General features: G+C 37.5%; 15 protein-coding genes and 1 pseudogene. 4 read left to right on the top strand and 12 right to left on the bottom strand.

The genetic code is table 11. From position 1 onward, the window contains the following. Positions 1-4 precede the first annotated feature (4 nt). The 6 genes from RCJ95_RS05180 to RCJ95_RS05155 all read right to left on the bottom strand — a co-directional run bounded on the left by RCJ95_RS05180 (position 5) and on the right by RCJ95_RS05155 (position 6,444). Positions 5-751: a hypothetical protein gene (locus RCJ95_RS05180; protein ID WP_004228201.1), complete on the bottom strand. Its 747-nt coding sequence runs from the start codon at positions 749-751 to the stop codon at positions 5-7. Continuing rightward, a complete protein-coding gene (locus RCJ95_RS05175; RefSeq protein WP_446721989.1) occupies positions 732-2,405 on the bottom strand; it encodes a GNAT family N-acetyltransferase in 1,674 nt (557 codons plus the stop codon). The genes RCJ95_RS05180 and RCJ95_RS05175 overlap by 20 nt, the downstream gene beginning before the upstream one ends. Position 2,406: 1 nt before the next feature. After that, entirely contained in the window at positions 2,407-3,537 is a 1,131-nt protein-coding gene (locus RCJ95_RS05170) for a glycosyltransferase family 4 protein (protein WP_446721988.1), read from the bottom strand. 10 nt (positions 3,538-3,547) lie between these two features. Next, positions 3,548-4,183, bottom strand: a complete 636-nt coding sequence (locus RCJ95_RS05165) for a sugar transferase (protein WP_446721987.1) — start codon at positions 4,181-4,183, stop codon at positions 3,548-3,550. A 141-nt stretch (positions 4,184-4,324) separates the two neighbouring features. Beyond that, positions 4,325-4,774, bottom strand: a complete 450-nt coding sequence (locus RCJ95_RS05160) for an SACOL1771 family peroxiredoxin (RefSeq protein WP_257520441.1) — start codon at positions 4,772-4,774, stop codon at positions 4,325-4,327. A 68-nt stretch (positions 4,775-4,842) separates the two neighbouring features. Continuing rightward, a complete protein-coding gene (locus RCJ95_RS05155) occupies positions 4,843-6,444 on the bottom strand; it encodes a Na/Pi cotransporter family protein (RefSeq protein ID WP_257522548.1) in 1,602 nt (533 codons plus the stop codon). Positions 6,445-6,669: 225 nt separating this feature from the next. On the opposite strand from RCJ95_RS05155, the gene RCJ95_RS05150 reads away from it, so the two are divergent. Then, positions 6,670-7,287 carry a 3-ketosteroid-delta-1-dehydrogenase gene (locus RCJ95_RS05150; protein ID WP_257520442.1) on the top strand — a complete coding sequence of 206 codons (618 nt, stop codon included), beginning with the start codon at positions 6,670-6,672 and terminating at the stop codon, positions 7,285-7,287. 39 nt (positions 7,288-7,326) lie between these two features. Here RCJ95_RS05150 and RCJ95_RS05145 read toward each other — a convergent pair whose 3' ends face one another. From RCJ95_RS05145 to RCJ95_RS05135, 3 genes and pseudogenes are all read right to left on the bottom strand, one after another. Beyond that, positions 7,327-8,940: a GNAT family N-acetyltransferase gene (locus tag RCJ95_RS05145; RefSeq protein WP_257520443.1), complete on the bottom strand. Its 1,614-nt coding sequence runs from the start codon at positions 8,938-8,940 to the stop codon at positions 7,327-7,329. 133 nt (positions 8,941-9,073) lie between these two features. After that, positions 9,074-10,762, bottom strand: coding sequence for an FAD-dependent oxidoreductase (locus RCJ95_RS05140; RefSeq protein WP_446721986.1), 1,689 nt, complete (start codon positions 10,760-10,762; stop codon positions 9,074-9,076). Positions 10,763-11,016: 254 nt separating this feature from the next. Next, positions 11,017-11,246, bottom strand: a pseudogene (locus RCJ95_RS05135) (alcohol dehydrogenase catalytic domain-containing protein); the annotation flags it as partial. Positions 11,247-11,453: 207 nt separating this feature from the next. Between RCJ95_RS05135 and RCJ95_RS05130 the strand changes: the two are divergent. After that, positions 11,454-12,140: a zinc transporter family protein gene (locus RCJ95_RS05130; RefSeq protein WP_255601410.1), complete on the top strand. Its 687-nt coding sequence runs from the start codon at positions 11,454-11,456 to the stop codon at positions 12,138-12,140. A gap of 40 nt (positions 12,141-12,180) precedes the next feature. Here the strand turns inward: RCJ95_RS05130 and RCJ95_RS05125 are convergent, their stop codons facing one another. Then, complete coding sequence (locus RCJ95_RS05125) at positions 12,181-13,242, bottom strand: S-layer homology domain-containing protein (protein WP_446721985.1); 1,062 nt, start codon at positions 13,240-13,242, stop codon at positions 12,181-12,183. A 433-nt stretch (positions 13,243-13,675) separates the two neighbouring features. Between RCJ95_RS05125 and RCJ95_RS05120 the strand changes: the two genes are divergently transcribed. Beyond that, positions 13,676-14,575, top strand: coding sequence for a 3-hydroxyacyl-CoA dehydrogenase (locus RCJ95_RS05120; RefSeq protein WP_257520448.1), 900 nt, complete (start codon positions 13,676-13,678; stop codon positions 14,573-14,575). A gap of 50 nt (positions 14,576-14,625) precedes the next feature. Here RCJ95_RS05120 and RCJ95_RS05115 read toward each other — a convergent pair whose 3' ends face one another. Together RCJ95_RS05115 and RCJ95_RS05110 are read right to left on the bottom strand one after the other, a co-directional pair. Then, positions 14,626-14,817: a hypothetical protein gene (locus RCJ95_RS05115; protein ID WP_274770082.1), complete on the bottom strand. Its 192-nt coding sequence runs from the start codon at positions 14,815-14,817 to the stop codon at positions 14,626-14,628. Positions 14,818-14,820: 3 nt separating this feature from the next. Continuing rightward, positions 14,821-15,369: a sigma-70 family RNA polymerase sigma factor gene (locus RCJ95_RS05110; protein WP_257520449.1), complete on the bottom strand. Its 549-nt coding sequence runs from the start codon at positions 15,367-15,369 to the stop codon at positions 14,821-14,823. A 173-nt stretch (positions 15,370-15,542) separates the two neighbouring features. Here RCJ95_RS05110 and RCJ95_RS05105 point away from each other — a divergent pair, with 173 nt between their 5' ends. After that, positions 15,543-15,698, top strand: a complete 156-nt coding sequence (locus RCJ95_RS05105; protein ID WP_004228185.1) for a YvrJ family protein — start codon at positions 15,543-15,545, stop codon at positions 15,696-15,698. Positions 15,699-15,939: the final 241 nt, after the last annotated feature.

Genomic DNA, 15,939 nt, shown 5'->3' with positions numbered 1-15,939 from the left:
GTTGCTACTTCCTCCATTTTTGCACACCTAGTAGTAGTGCACGTATTTTTGATTGGATAATGTAGCCTGAGTAAACATGAACAACCTGGCCACCAAAGCTTAATTTAAAGGCTCGTACATTTCGATTGTCCGTTAATTCTCCCATATCATATAAGACAAAACCTTGCTCCTTTAGGTGTAGCAGATTATGCCAAATTAAAAACCGATTTGCATAACGGAAAGGACGTTTTAGTTGTGCAGGCAATGCCGTTCCATGACATGTTGCCTCGAAATAAGACATCGCTTTTTTCTCATGCACAATATCTAATCGATAACATAATGTCTGTCCACAAAAACTCTGGATCTCTGATAATAATAATGCACCCTGTTCATTGAGGAGCAGAATCGTTTCCATTTGCGACTTGCTGATTGCTTCAATTTTTTTTCTTTTGGCAAATTGATTGTAAAATTGCTGAAAGGCTTTCAAATTTTCTATGGATGGCTCTTTATACAAAATGACTTGATAGGATTCTTTTTGGGCACGTCGTAAGATTTTACGATTCCCTTCAGACAGTGCTAAATACAATGAAAGCTCATGCTCTTGCAAAGAAATGTGAATCGTTTCGCTTTTTACAAGCTTCCGACTTGGTACTAATGAATGCGTATAGCCTACAACTTTCATAGACTTTCGAAAATTGGCTGGCTTTTCTAGAAAATAAAAATGCTGCATTGCGATATTCCATCGCTTACTTTTAATGGACAGAATGTACATCGCCCCCACTCTCTGTATATTTTTCTACACGGTGTCGCTCAAAACGAGCAATTTTATAATGTTTCATTCGAGAAATAGGTTTATAGCCTAGCTGTACTAAGCGCTTGCGCTTGCGCCATTGCCAAAAACTTACCGTTATCCACAATGTTTGTGCTGGTTTTATTTTCCGTAAAAAAGCTGTAATAATATCGATTTGTTTGAAAACATCATAGGCTAAAAAATAGGTTTGTTTCGGTAAGGCTTCTACAATTTGCATTGAATCCACTCGCCAGTTTGTGGCATGTAATGCAAACGCCAGCTTATTCGTTTCCGCAAAGGAGTCTTTATAAATCGTATAGCCCTTATAAAGGAGGGCCATGACTTTTTCCTGATCAAGCTGCATCGCTTCCTGAATCGACATTTCTTCAAATAAGTTTCCGACAGGTTGCTGTGGTGATACGTCCTCTGATGGGGATAATTCATACAGCTCCACTTGTTTCAAACGAATAAATTTTTCTACGAATTGTTGTCCATATTCTAGCCAATCTTTTACCTTTCCATACTTTACTAAGTATCGTAAATGGCCCAGTGTGTTACGCTTCCAATCTACGACTCGTTGGTTCCCTTTCATAAATTCTTTGAGCCTTTGCTTTAACGATAAAAAACCTGCCAGTAGATTTGTACGTTTCGTACCGCTGCTAGCAAGCATCTGTCTGGTAAAATCAATGTCGGAGCGCCAGTCAAATTTATAAGACTCATAGCCTATGCTCAGATCATATAAGCGATAGTTAGCAGTAAACGTTCGCTGGATGGTTTCCTGAGTGACTATCCGACCAGCACCAAATAAATTAAAAGTTGGCTCATGCGCAAGAGCATATGTTACATAGCGGCCACGACAGCATAATCCATAGGTAAAAGCAATCCACTGGTTTTCAAAGACAAGTGCATCGACCTCTACCTGTAATGCCTCACCTTTAAGCATTGTTAAACGCTCAAAAAAATCTCTTTTCTTACCTTTTGTAAAGCCACTTGTATCTAGTTTTTTTGCCCATCGTCGATCAAATAACCGAAACATTTGCCAAAGCTCGTCCTGTGAAGGCTCACGTCGTTCTAAGGATCCTAAATTTCTTAGTTTTCGTTCTCGTCGATCAACGCCATGCATTTTTCGGCGTTGATTGAAATGGCGCTGAAAGTCAATTTCTGAAAAAGCAAGATAAGGTGTCACAACTCGGAACAGGCTTGTACGTAATTGTCTTTCTACAAAGTATTGCTCTAAGATTTTAGTAGACACTTTACTTTCTAATAACCCATGCAAGGAAAAAAGAATATGCCGATGCTTTTTTATTAGTTCATCAAATACAAAGGTTGTAACTTGCTGTAACCATTCCTTTTTAGCCACAACCCCTGTATAATTGGCGATGTTTTCTCCTGCAAAAGCATACACCCTTATCCCCCAACGAATAGACACTGTAAATGGAAAAAAGGCCCTAATTGTCCCCTCATGTTCTATGGCGTAAAGCTCTACACGCTCTTTCCGTCCTACAATTTGCCACCAATTATAAAACCACGCAAATTCTATAAATGGATTATCATTGTTCTCTTCTTCTAAAATGGCATCCCAAATTTCCTTGTACCACATAAGCTCATCATCAGTTCTAATGCGAATTAATTGCAATTTAATCCCCTTTCTTCACTAGTTCTGAAACAGCCTGTTGATAAACCATTAATGTTTTTTGATACATGGGGGTGAAGGTGAAGTACTGTAAATAACGCTGCTCACTTGCCGTCCCCATTTCCCCTCTTAAAGGAGCATCCATTAATAATTGATGCAGCCTCTTCTTCAATAATTCATTATTCTCTCGCTCCACTAAAAACCCATTGTCATGATCAATAATAAGCTCTTTCACACCACCTACATTTGTTGCAATAATAGGAAGTCCTACCCGCATCGCTTCAATAATCGAAATCGGCAAGCCTTCCCAATCTGATAACAGAACAAATAGGTGGCATTTCTCAAGATAAGAATGAACATCTAATTGATTACCTAAAAATGTTACACGATTTGATAAACCATTCTGTTCAACAAAATGTTCTATAGCTGGACGCAGAGAACCATCCCCAATCAATTGAAGATGCCAAGGGATATCTGTCAGTTCCGCTAAAGTCTTTAACAAGACATCTTGTCTTTTAGGCACTTCAAAACGAGCAACCATGACAATGACTGGCTGCTCCATGCATATCTTTTCAGTTGTCTCATTTCTCTCTATTAGGTCAATGCCGTTGTAAATAGTCAGCAATTTATGAGCAGGAGCGACCTTTTTCAGTAGTGCTAGTTCCCGATCATATTCAGACACCGTAATAATTTTTGTCGTAAATGGCTGAATGGATTTTTCCATCCGTTGATAGAATAGCTTTTTCTTGTAAGGAACACCTTCTGTAAAGCTCCAGCTATGTGCTGTAAAAATAGTTGGAATATTTAACAACCTACCAACTACGCGACCGATCACACCAGCCTTAGAGGAGTGGGTGGCTATAACGTCTGGTTGTAGATGTTTGAAAACGGCTCTTAATTGCCAAAATGCTTGAAAATCTTTCGCTAGATGGATATCCCGTTGAAGAGCAGATATACTAATAACTGGAATTTCATGTTCTTGTAAGTGCCACAGTGATGGTTGATAGGAGCCCGTCACTATTGTGACATCATGCCCATCCTGTTTTAAGTGGATAGCAAGTGCCTCCACATGTTTTTGTGCACCCCCAACATTATCCATTCTTGTAATAAGCTGAACGATCTTCAGTATGGCCACTCCTTATTTTTTAATAAGCACCTGTGCGTGCAACAACAACATAAATTGTCTTCAACAAAATTTCGACATCCAACCAAAAAGAATAATGATCAACGTATTCAATGTCATATGATATTTTTTGTCCATGTGAAATATTCGACCTACCATTAATTTGAGCGAGGCCTGTTAATCCTGGCTTTACCTCCAAACGCCGAGCCTGTAAGGAATTATATGCATTCGTGATCGTTGGTACTTCAGGACGTGGACCTACAATGCTCATATCACCTTTTAACACATTTAAAAGTTGTGGAATTTCATCAATACTGAGTTTTCGAAGAATAGCGCCCACTTTTGTGATGCGTGTATCTTGCTCTGTTTTAAAATAATAATCATCAGGGATTCCATCAGCACAGATAGTCGGCATATTGACTGGAACTGCCTGAATACACATTGTTCGTAGCTTCCAAATCACAAAGCGGTGATGATCGAGGCCAGTTCGGATTTGTTTAAAAAAAATGGGGCGACCTGTCGTTATGAGTAAAATGAGGAATATAGCTAGCATTAGAGGTATCGTTATAAAAAGCAAAAATAATGCCCCAATAATATCAAATATTCTTTTGCCGTACTGACTATAGAATGTGAGATTCTGAGCTGTCTGAACGTGCAATACATCATCCTTTGCATTTTTTTAGCACTTAACTCTATATATTCATTTTGAACATTTCTAGAACTCTTTTAGAAAAAGTGCTTATTTTATGAAAAAAAGAGTTATATCAGCGTTACTTGCTGAATAACTCTTGCTGTCTTATTATATGCTTGCTTCAAAAATTTGCACATCACATTCAATCACAACATTACCTTTTAATGCTTTACTGATCATACATGTTTGTTCTGCCTTGTGTGCTAAGCGTAGAAGTCTTTTTGCAAGATGTTCTGTTAGCTTTTGCACAATAATAGTCGGTTTATGCACAATTTTTTCATACGTAAAAATGCCATTTTCTACACTAACAAATCCGTGTGCCTGCATGGATAATTCCAGCACATCTATTTCTGACCTTTCGAATAAAGCAGCTAGTGTAATTAAATAACAGGTTGCAGCTGCCCCTAAAAGCATTTCATCTGGATTTGTACCAATGCCAGGTCCATTCATTTCCCGAGGAATAGAAATTTGTGTTTGCAAATTACTAGCTTGGATATTTCCTGTACCGTTTCTTCCTTCTGACCAAGTTAAGTCCATTATAAATTTATGCTGAACCATTCTAGATCCTCCTTTATTTGTGAAGCGAAGAAAAATGCCCGCTTACAAACGTAAGACGAGCATTCCTTTTATTCAACTGTTACTGTATTTTTTTCTGTCTCAATATGACGACCTTTCTTAGTCACGGTTTGGTACTCCGCAAGACGAGCCGTTGTACGCCAATAGTGATAGACAAGTCGATCAATCCACAGCAAAGTCTCCACATTCGATACGGCTGTCTCTAACTCTACCACATTTTCAACAGTATGCTCAAAATATGCGTTTCGTTTATCACGACGCACCGCAGCCATTTCAGAGGAAGTAACCTCAAGCAAGGTAGCAATCTCAGGTAGACGTTCATCCTCATCAATGATTAATAGTACTTTTTCCAATACCTCTAACCACTTTTGGGTTAATGTCTCCTGTAATTGAAAGGCATTTGGATGTTGCTCACGTATTGCCTTTGACAAACGATATAGGTGGTCTAAAGCATGTAAAAGGGCAATATGCTTATACCGTTCTTTTTGAGAGGAAGATTGGATAGCATCCATAAATAAACGTGTTTTTTCGATTGCTTCATCTATTTGAGCCAATCTACTGTCTGTTTCAGCTGTGCGTTTTTTTCCTTGAATAAGTGAAACGAGTACAGTCGTCATTTCCTTAGTAATATCTTGCAATGTATTAAAGGATACCTCTACAGCAACCCCAGGTAGTTTGGCAACACTACTATCTAAATTACGAGTTAAATAATTTCCTTTTTCAGGTATCATTTTTTCAATGGCCTTTGCAAAAGGACGAACAAATGGTACAAAGAGTATCGCGCCAATCACACTAAACAATGTATGGAAAACAGCAATGCCCAGTGTTTCATCAAAGCTACCATTGATGGATTTCGTGACGAACTCTGTAAGAGCAAACATAAATCTTGCACCGAATGTCACTAGTACAGCCGTGACTACATTGAACATGACATGTGTCACAGCTGTTCGTTTTGCAGCTGTTGATGCACCAATCGCAGCAAATAACGCTGTAGCTGTCGTCCCAATATTTTGACCAATGACTAAATAAGCAGCCTGTTCAAAATCAATGGCACCTGCATATAAAGCTGTTAAAGTGGCTGCTATTGCAGCACTAGAAGCCTGCATAATAACCGTCATGATAAGACCCAAAACAATTAAAATTAGTTTTCCACTAATAGAGTTGGCACTAAATGCATCGAATGGAATTTTATCTTGTACCGCAGCCATTCCTCCCTGAAGAACATCAATGCCTAAAAATAATAAGCCAAAACCAGTCACTAACCCCCCAATTGCTTTGTAATCACGCGGTGCGAGCAATTGAACAAATACACCAAGCGCAATAAAAGGCAAGGACATTGTCTGCATATTGATCTTAAAGCCGATTAATGAAATAATCCAACCAGTACTCGTACTCCCGATATTGGCGCCAATAATAACGCCAATCGATTGGACAAATGTGAGAAGTCCAGCACTGACAAAACCTATCGTAATCAAGGTCGTGGCCGTGGAGGATTGTACAAGCATTGTCATAAATGTACCAGATAATACCGAGCTAATGGTCCCACCTGTAAAACGATTGAGCCATTTTTTCAACGCATCTCCTGCCAATTCCTTTAAACCGTTTGTTAGCATCGTCATTCCAAGTAAGAATAACCCGATGCCCCCAAGCACATTGATCAACCTATCAACACTCCCTACTAAAATTGTATCTCTATTATGAAAGACTCCTTTTTAAAGGAGTTTTATTCCCCAAACATTCTTAATAGTACCATTATTAAATTTGAGAAAATAGGGATATTTCCCTGCATTGTACAAAATCAACCATTATTTTACGAAAAACAATATGATAATTTTTATGGTAGAATAGAATAAATAATTCTTTAGGAGATTTTCAAAATGATTTTAACAAAGCAAGAAGCAATACAGGCACTTAAAAAGAACAAATTCATCGGTTTTACTATTACAACTGGTAATATTATTATGAAAAAGATTAATAAAACCGAGTATAATATTTTTGTTTTCGAAGAAGGAAGAGAAAAACCATTACGCTATGTAGGCTCTATCATGAACGTGATGGCGACAATGAGCGATAAAGCTTCTAAGAAAGATTTTGTGATTGTTGAACAACTACCAGAAGGAAACAGTGCTAAAGAAACTCAATCTTCTGAACAGGAAGCAACGACAGAGGAAAAAGTAGCACCAAATGAAGAAAAGCCTTTAGTTGAAGGACAAGAAGAAAGTCGTGCGATTGCTGGCTATGAAGGCTTATATGAAATGACGACAAGTGGTCGAATTATTACAGTAAGAGAAAACCGCCCATTGGCTCGCTGTAATGATGAATATGGCTTCCATATTGCACGACTAACAAAGGACGGCAAAGCATCGAGCCATAATGTCTTTGAACTTTGGAAACAGACATTCCCAGAGCTGGAGCACACTCTTTTCAAAGGTGCCTTAAAAGCCAAGTATGGTACAGGCTGTAAGCTAATTGATAAACCTGGTATTCATTTTTAATGAAACACCCTCAGCAAAATATGCTGAGGGTGTTGTTATTTAGATATGGTATATTTTTTGCCACTTGAAAATCTTTATTATATTAATTTTAGCTACTTTATGGAAGCCTGCCTGTCTGAGCTTTCTTCGTCTGTATCTCTTATACCACGGGGCTATTGTACAGACTGCTCTCCCTTCCCGCTGCACATCTGCAACAATCTCCTCTAGTCGCAGGCTATCATATTCTTTTATAAACGACATATTGTCTGACAGCTCATAGGTATAGTTAACCGTTTCTTCCGTTACCGTTTTATCGTGTCGCTTATAGATGACATGAACGCTATCTGCAAAGAGTCGATAGCCCTTATAGAAATCTGTAACATTTGTCGCTCGATCCTTCATTGTCATGATGTCCTTCATTGATAATTCTTGAAATCTCACATTTCCGTTATTCTGTTGTTGCTCTGCAATATAAATGTCTAAAATATGAATGGCTAGCATTCGTTGGAACATTTTTGTAACCGCTCTTAGCCAATCGTTCATGCTTGCATGCTTCAGAAAATAACGTAGTTCTCCTAATCGGTCTCGCTTCAATTTTACTAGCTGATGATTATTCGTTAATAGCCCTTTTAGGCGATCACGTATGACCATCCATAATCGAATACTACGCTCTTTAACTCCTTTTGTACTCATCACAAATTTCCTAGTAAAATCAATATGTGTATACCATTCAAACTTATATGGCTCATAGCCACTTCCTAAGTCATAATAACGATAGCCAGCTTGATGTGCTTTTAGCATATTTTCTTTTTCAATGAGGCGTCCTGGACCAAATAGATTAAAATCTGGCTCATGGCCCATTGCCTGACAAAAATTGCGCTCTCTACAGCATAGGTCAATTGTAAAAGCAATCCACTGTCCTTCAAATTGTAAGCTATCGACTTCTACGCGAAGCTCCTTACTGTTGGTTTTAGCTAGCTGCTCATAAAATAGACGAGTTTGCTTTTCGGTAAAGCCACTTTTATCAATTTTCTTTTGCCATCTTCTCTTGAATAACGTAAACATGTCTTGTAGATGCTTGTGATTTACTTCCTGAAAGACGACATGACCAAGTGAATTTAATTTGTTTTCACGCCGTTTAAGGCTTTTGAATTTCTTGCGATGCCTCTTTAGAAATGTTTCCATAGGAATGGTTTGAAAATCAATATAAGATGTGACAGTTCGAAAAATCGAATGAGGCATCTGATATTCAATCGCATATTTTTCTAATTCTTGAGAGGTATTTTTACTTTCTAATAATCCATGTAACACGATTAAATAACGCTTATATTTTCGTGAAAACTCCTTCAAAAGAAACGTAATGGAAGGTTCTAACCACTCCTTGTCAGCGATCACTTCCATATAGGTCGCAAAACCTTGTCCTAAAAAGCTGAAATAATGGATTGTACCAAAACGTACAGAATGCACTAACGGAAAAAAGGCAACTGCTCTACCTTGATGTTCCACTATGTAAATCTTGACATTGTCATGAATCCCGAGCGTTGTCCACCAAGTTGAAATCCATTCGTACTCAATAAAAGGGTTATTATTATACTCTCTTTCCAGAATCTCTGACCAAGTGCTCCGATAGGGCTCTAACTCTTCGATAGTCGTGATGAGTTTATAAGCTAGCAATGAACTAAATCGCTCCTTTTCACATGATCATCGCCATACATTTAGTAGCCACTATATTCCTAGCAAGAAAGTATTAGAACATTACACCAACGTAAAAACCCCTCCTTATTAGAAAGGAAGGGCTTCGTTTCATTTACACGTTTACAAGTGATGCCTCATCTTTTGTCACTGCATTGGCCATATGTGCTGTCGCCACAAAGCTTAGTGTCATCCCAGGCCCAATGGTTGCGCCTGGGCCAGGATACGTTTCCCCCATGATAGATGCTGAACAATTGCCAGAAGCGTACAACCCTTCAATGGGTTCGCCATTCTCCTTTATTACACGAGCATATTTGTCCACTACGAGGCCACCTTTTGTGCCAATGTCTCCAGGATAAAGACGCAATGCATAGAATGGTGCTTTCTTAATTTCTGCTAAATTTGGGTTTGGTAGTGTCGGGTCCCCGTAGTAATTATCATAGGCACTATCTCCTCGATAAAAATCATCATCATGTCCGTTCCGCGCAAAGTCATTAAAACGATTCACCGTTGCTACTAGGCTCTCCGCTGGCACATCCATTTGTTTGGCAAGCTCTTCAATCGTATCCGCACTTTTTGCGACTCCATGCTCAAACCAACTTTTCGGGAATGCCTGCCCTGGGAACAATCCTGTAAAAATATAGCGACTTTTTGCTGAGGCATCAATTAATATCCAAGAAGGAACAGCCTGCTTTGTGACCTCTTGATGCTTATACATCGTATCCACGAATTCATGATATGGAGCTGCTTCATTGACAAAACGGTGCCCTGCACTATCCACTACAATCATATTGGGCACGCCACGATCTGCCACAAGGAAGAATGGATGTCCTTGTGGATCAATAACAGAAGGTGCTCCCCATACTTTGTCCATTAAATCCAACGTTGCACCAATTCTTACACTAGGTTCAAGGATGTCACCTGTTTGACCTTCTGGAGAAGAAGTCCATGCAGCATTCGTAGGACTTGGTAAATACTTTTCCCGAAGTGTCTGATTATGTGAGAAGCCACCTGATGACAGAACAACACCTCTCTTTGCCTCAATTTTAAGTTCTTGTCCATCTCGTTCCACAATAATTCCAATTACTCTTCCTTTGCCCATAATAAAATCTTTAAAGGCCGTAGATAGCCAAAGCTCACCATTTGCTTCTGCAAGGGAGAGGCGTAAACGTGCAATTAAAGCTTCTCCTAATGCTACTGGATCGCTCTTAGTCACCTTTGACTTGACTAAACGCGCCCCTAATTTCAGTGCAGTAGTTTTACCTTTTAGCGTCCGTGTAATCATATTCACTTTATGAAACTCGTAGCTATTCATCGTGAAGCCTTTTGTTGATAGAGTTCCACGACGCATAGAATTTGCTAAAGAGCCCATTTTTGTTAAATCGAAAATAAGTGGTTCAATGGAGCGTCCCTGTGACAAGCCACCTGGTTTTTCTGGATAATAATCCGAATAGCCTTTTGCATATTGGAAGCGCATATGCTTTGTTTTATTGTATAAAAAACGTAACATTTCAGGTCCTCTCGTAATATAAGCTTCCTTTAGCTCTTCTGGCACACGATCACCGATTGTTGAATCAAGATATTGGCGTGCAAGTTCATGTGTATCTGGGACACCTGCACCTTTAATGATATGATTATTAGGAATCCATAAGGCACCGCCTGAAATAGCAGATGCACCACCATAGCGATCTGTTTTTTCGATCACTAATGATTTCATTCCTTGTAACTTTGCTGTTAAACCTGCTGTCAATCCCGCTGCACCAGAGCCTACTACTACTACATCATAACTTGCATCCCATTTCATTCAACCATTCCTCCCTATATGAGCTAAATCGATGAATCAGTCCTTTCTATTAAAAAGTATAGAATTAAACCAATATTCAGTCAATTTAAACCATTCCCTATTTTTCCCCAAAAAAAGGCGCATACTTACTCTCCATTTAAGGTTTTAGAATCACCTTTATACAGTTATCTTCCCGTCCACAAAATATTTCATAGGCCTTATTTGCTTCTTCTAATGGCAATTGGTGTGCAATGATTTCTGTCGATTCCATTATTACAATCTCTACACGATACATTAAATGGCAAGATGGCACTGTCTCCCTTTTTCACTTTTGTCACAGCTACTCCTACCTATTACATAATCCTTATGTGGGGGAATATCCTTGGTAAATGTGCAAATCGGACTTACAAATAGCAGTAGAAGTAATTTTCACAATAATATCGTCCTTCTTTTTAATAGTTGGGGCCTCTATATCTTTAATTCCCTGATATGTTACAGCTTTCACGACAAAACTCCCTTTGCATGTATCATCACAAAAAGCATAGATTTTCGACTCTATTCTTTCCTTCGCTAACCTGCAGTATGCACATCTTTATCATTATCGTTTTTATGCAGGCAAATCAATGTCAAGCATATTCATTTCTACTTAGCATATAGTTTGATAAAGACATTAAGTTGATGATAGGGCGGAGGAATTTTACAGGTGAGTGCAATGATACTTGGCGGTTTTCTATTTTTCAGTGTGAGCATTGGGGGCGCGATTGCCTGGATTTTCTCTAAGCTATTTCAGCATACAACACAGGGATTATCATTATTGTGCGGAGGTTTTTTAGTAGGCCTGCTTGTGCTAGATATCATCCCCTCTTCCTTTCAAATCTATCAATCATTTGGGATTATATTAGGTATTTTTATTGGTTATTTTATCTTTCAACTACTAGATACCTTATTTCATGCTTCTCATACACAAAATCCCTCTGTCTCTCTATTAACACTAGCTATGATTATCCATACAATCCCTATTAGTCTCACTGTTGGAAATTTACTTGGAAATGCTGCATTAAGTATTTCTCTCACAGCCTCCATTATTCTTCACCATGTTCCAGAGGGATTTGCACTATCTACTGCGCTCATCTCTCAAGGGGAAAGGCTTTGGAGACTTTTCATTTATTTCTTTATCTTCTCCATTTTCTTTAGTATTTTCATCTGGTTTGGTCAGTATTGGGCTTTACCAGACAAAGTACAAGGGATCTTAATGGGCATTTCGATAGGATTGATTGCTACAGCTAGTATTTCTGAATTCATTTTGCATCAGCTACAGAAAGTCTCAATTAAAGCATTTTTTATGTATCTATTTCTAGGTTATTTCCTAAGCTATATGTTCCATATACTTGTTGAATAACAAAGGGATGTCTCCGCACAAGAGACATCCCTTTCCTTTTTTATTCTTCTTCACTAACTAGCATTAAAGTAAGCGTTAAAATTTTAGAAACCTCTGCCCGAGTAAGATTACCTTTTGGATTAAATTTACCATTCGTACCATTTAAAATACCTAGATGTTGCAATAGACCAATAGCCTCTACTGTTTCTTGACGCATTTGATTTTTATCTGTGAATGAATTGTTTTTGCTCACTTGCGCAACATCCACTTCCATACCTTCTAAATACCTAGCAGTAATATAGGCCATTTCCTCTCGTGTAACGGGCTTTTTTGGCTCAAATTTTTCACCATTGAAAATATCGATTAAGCCATACTCTTCAAGAATCGCTACTTCCTTAGCACCCCAGAAACCATTAAGATCAGTATAAGAAGCAGGGCCCTCATAATCTTCATTCACATTTAAGCCAGATGCACGGAAAATAATAGCCGCCAGTTCTCCACGCGTCACTTGTCCATTTGGATTAAACGTAGTAGCTGTTGTACCATTAATAATATCAGTTTGATATAGTAACTGAATATAGCTTTCAGCCCAATGACCAATAGCATCCTTGAAATATCCACCTGATTTTAACTCAATGTCGGCACGAGCAAATACCTGTACCATATCATTTAAATCTTCTGGACTAACTGCTTCCCATTTGCCAGCTGTATATACTTCACTCTTATAGCCATTACTAGTTTGTGTAATTTTTATTTGAATTGCCTGCCCAAATAACTTCTTCAGTTCTTCATAGTTTTCCTTAAACTCTTTTTCTCCCTCTGAATAGAGGTTTGTACCATCTTTGTACGATTGAAGAATCGCCTCTAATGAAATTTTTACTGTAATACTATTTTTTGTTGTAACAATCGACACTTCGTTATTTTCAAAGCCTATTTTAGATAACAAAAGCATTTTATAAATATCTTGATAGGGCATGGCTTGTAACTGATTAGTGGCTGCAACATTCTGCTTTGGATGAATTATATTTGCCACATTTACTACATCCTGTGCATACGCCTGTCCACCAAACCCTCCTGTAAAACATGCAATACTCAGTGCACCAGCTAACATTATTTTCTTCACTGTTTTTCCCCCTTCGATTCATAGATTCAGTGTACTAAAACAACAGTTTGTAAATCTATAAAAATGTGGGGATTATACAATAATTATATAAAAGTCCTATTATTAACACATTATAATTTTCCTATTTTACTTTTGAGTTTGAAACTAGTTTAACAGAAAGACAAATTACTTAATGCTATCTACAACAATTACATATGTAATTAGATATATCTCTCAAATGAGGGCAGCTTAAAGGCTGTTCTTTGTTATATTTCTTTAACAGCGGGTACATACTTGGAAAGAAACCTCTTTCAATATACTTTATATTTATATAATGTTAGAGGCTTTCATTTGATTTTTATTCAATGGTAGAAGTAGTATGGAATTGTAACGAAGGATTTTCTACATATCCACACTATTATATTAATGTAACAATTCCAAAGGAGGAATTTCGATGAATTATCAAAACATTACGGTTGCAGGTAGTGGTGTATTAGGAAGCCAAATTGCTTATCAATCTGCTTTCAAAGGTTTTAATGTAACAGTGTATGACATTAATGATGAGGCGTTAAAAAATGCACAGGATCGTATTACCAAATTAAAACCACTTTATCAACAAGATTTAAGTGCTACACAAGAAGAAGTGGATGCAGCCTATGCACGTCTTACATTTAATAGTGACTTGGCTCAAGCCGTTGCCAATGCTGATCTTGTTATAGAAGCAATCCCTGAAGTTGTGAGCATCAAAACAGAATTTTACACGAATCTTGGAAAAGTAGCACCAGCAAATACAATTTTTGCAACAAACTCGTCTACTTTACTACCAAGCCAATTTGCTGAAGCAACTGGCCGTCCAGAGAAGTTTTTAGCACTTCACTTCGCTAATACGATCTGGAAAAACAATACTGCAGAAATTATGAAACACCCAGGTACAGATATGAAAGTATTTGATGAAGTGATTGAATTTGCACGCGCCATCGGCATGGTACCACTACCATTGCATAAAGAGCAACCTGGCTATATTTTAAACTCATTACTAGTTCCGTTTTTAGATGCAGCTGAATCTTTACTTGTAAAAGAAGTGGCTGATCCAGAAACAATCGATAAAACATGGATGATTGGTACAGGCGCTCCACTTGGACCATTTGCTATTCTAGACATCGTTGGCATTAACACTGCTTATAACATTGTGGAAGCGAAAGCAAATGCCACTGGTGATGAAAACATGAAAAAATTAGCTAACCTCTTAAAAACAGAGTACATCGAAAAAGGTAAATTAGGTCGCGCAACAGGCGAGGGCTTCTACACATATCCAAACCCAAGCTTTGCAAAATCAGATTTCTTAAAGGGTTAATGATTAGAAAGAGCAATGGTCCTTCTTAAAAGGGCATTGCTCTTTTTTATTCATACAAAAAAATCCCAAAAATTAGGTGTGTTTTGAAATTCCTTCGTTGTCAGCTTTTCAATAATTTTCAATTTAATCTCCTGTTCTAAGTCTTCTCTATCCTGGTAACTTGTTTGGTGGAGACACTGCTTAATTTTTGGAGTGAAATTTTGGATAATTATTAGCATCTCCTCATTCATATTGTTCTGCATTTACTAAATCTCCTCCTTTCTAATAATATGATGAAGCTTCTTTAAAGCCTTTTGATGAACATTGGATATATTCTGTGATGTTGTTTGTAATGTTTCAGCGATTACTTTTATAGAATAGTCTTTGACATAAATCATTTCTAAAATTTGAAGTTGCTTGTCTGTTAATTTTTGCAAACCTTTAAAGAGCTGTTCATTTTCAATTTTTTCTAATAACCCTTCTTCTCCGCTCTCTTCTTCTCTTATACCGTCGTCCATTAGACCACTATCTGCGACTAATAAAAAGCGATTTTGCAATCTTCTCTTTTTTTTATCGAAATCCAGGCTAAAGAAATAAATTAAATTGCTGATATATTTTATTTTCTGTACCCTTTGATAATGAGCTTGAAATGTTTCATCAACCATTTTCAAATTATAATCATTGGGATATAAGATTGCATGTTGTACCAAATAAAGATTTTGTGCATCTGCCAAAAAACTTCTGATAATTGGATTTTTAACCTGTTCTCTATTTCTGTAAAAAAACTCTTCTATAATTTTGTACTCATTACACATTCGCATCACTCCTATATATTCGCCTTCTTGTTCATTAAAGTGAATATCATATATCTATTATAAACCAAAAACAGAACAAATGTTCTATATTTTATTCATTCATATTGATTTTATTAATCGTACGTTCACTTTTAAGAACTGTAAGCATCACAATAATGAGGGAGGAAGATGTTATGATACCAGTTGAAACTATACAAATGTGGGTTCACCTAATAGGTAATTCAGGTTTCCCTATTGCCATTACCATCTATCTCTTTATGCGTTTTGAGAAGAAAATAGAAAATTTGGAAGCGATCATCCTGAAGTTGTTAGATAAAAGGGAAAATTAATAAACCTATAAAAAAATTTACGACAGCATCCTTTTTAAAGGATGCTGCCGTGTGACTTAAAGATGCTTCTGCATACCATATATGTAAGAACAAATATGTAGATGGGGGGATTTTATGGATCTTCTGTTGACCACTTTTCTTAGGCTAGATATTCCGTATAATTACTTTCACGATTCATTCCCCATTATGCTTGAATACTTGGGGATTCTTGGATTTTGGCTCGCATCCACATTTTCGGTCA

This window comes from Lysinibacillus sp. BSL11, from assembly GCF_052928325.1.
The sequence above is the reverse complement of the archived record's forward strand: the minus strand, read 5'-3'. Positions and strand labels throughout refer to the sequence as shown.

Coding starts and splice junctions, on each gene's coding strand:
- RCJ95_RS05180 (WP_004228201.1), bottom strand. CDS start 751: ATGTACATTCTGTCCATTAAAAGTAAGCGATGGAATATCGCAATGCAG.
- RCJ95_RS05160 (WP_257520441.1), bottom strand. CDS start 4,774: ATGGTTCAGCATAAATTTATAATGGACTTAACTTGGTCAGAAGGAAGA.
- RCJ95_RS05150 (WP_257520442.1), top strand. CDS start 6,670: ATGATTTTAACAAAGCAAGAAGCAATACAGGCACTTAAAAAGAACAAA.
- RCJ95_RS05140 (WP_446721986.1), bottom strand. CDS start 10,762: ATGAAATGGGATGCAAGTTATGATGTAGTAGTAGTAGGCTCTGGTGCA.
- RCJ95_RS05130 (WP_255601410.1), top strand. CDS start 11,454: ATGATACTTGGCGGTTTTCTATTTTTCAGTGTGAGCATTGGGGGCGCG.
- RCJ95_RS05120 (WP_257520448.1), top strand. CDS start 13,676: ATGAATTATCAAAACATTACGGTTGCAGGTAGTGGTGTATTAGGAAGC.
- RCJ95_RS05115 (WP_274770082.1), bottom strand. CDS start 14,817: ATGCAGAACAATATGAATGAGGAGATGCTAATAATTATCCAAAATTTC.
- RCJ95_RS05110 (WP_257520449.1), bottom strand. CDS start 15,369: ATGTGTAATGAGTACAAAATTATAGAAGAGTTTTTTTACAGAAATAGA.
- RCJ95_RS05105 (WP_004228185.1), top strand. CDS start 15,543: ATGATACCAGTTGAAACTATACAAATGTGGGTTCACCTAATAGGTAAT.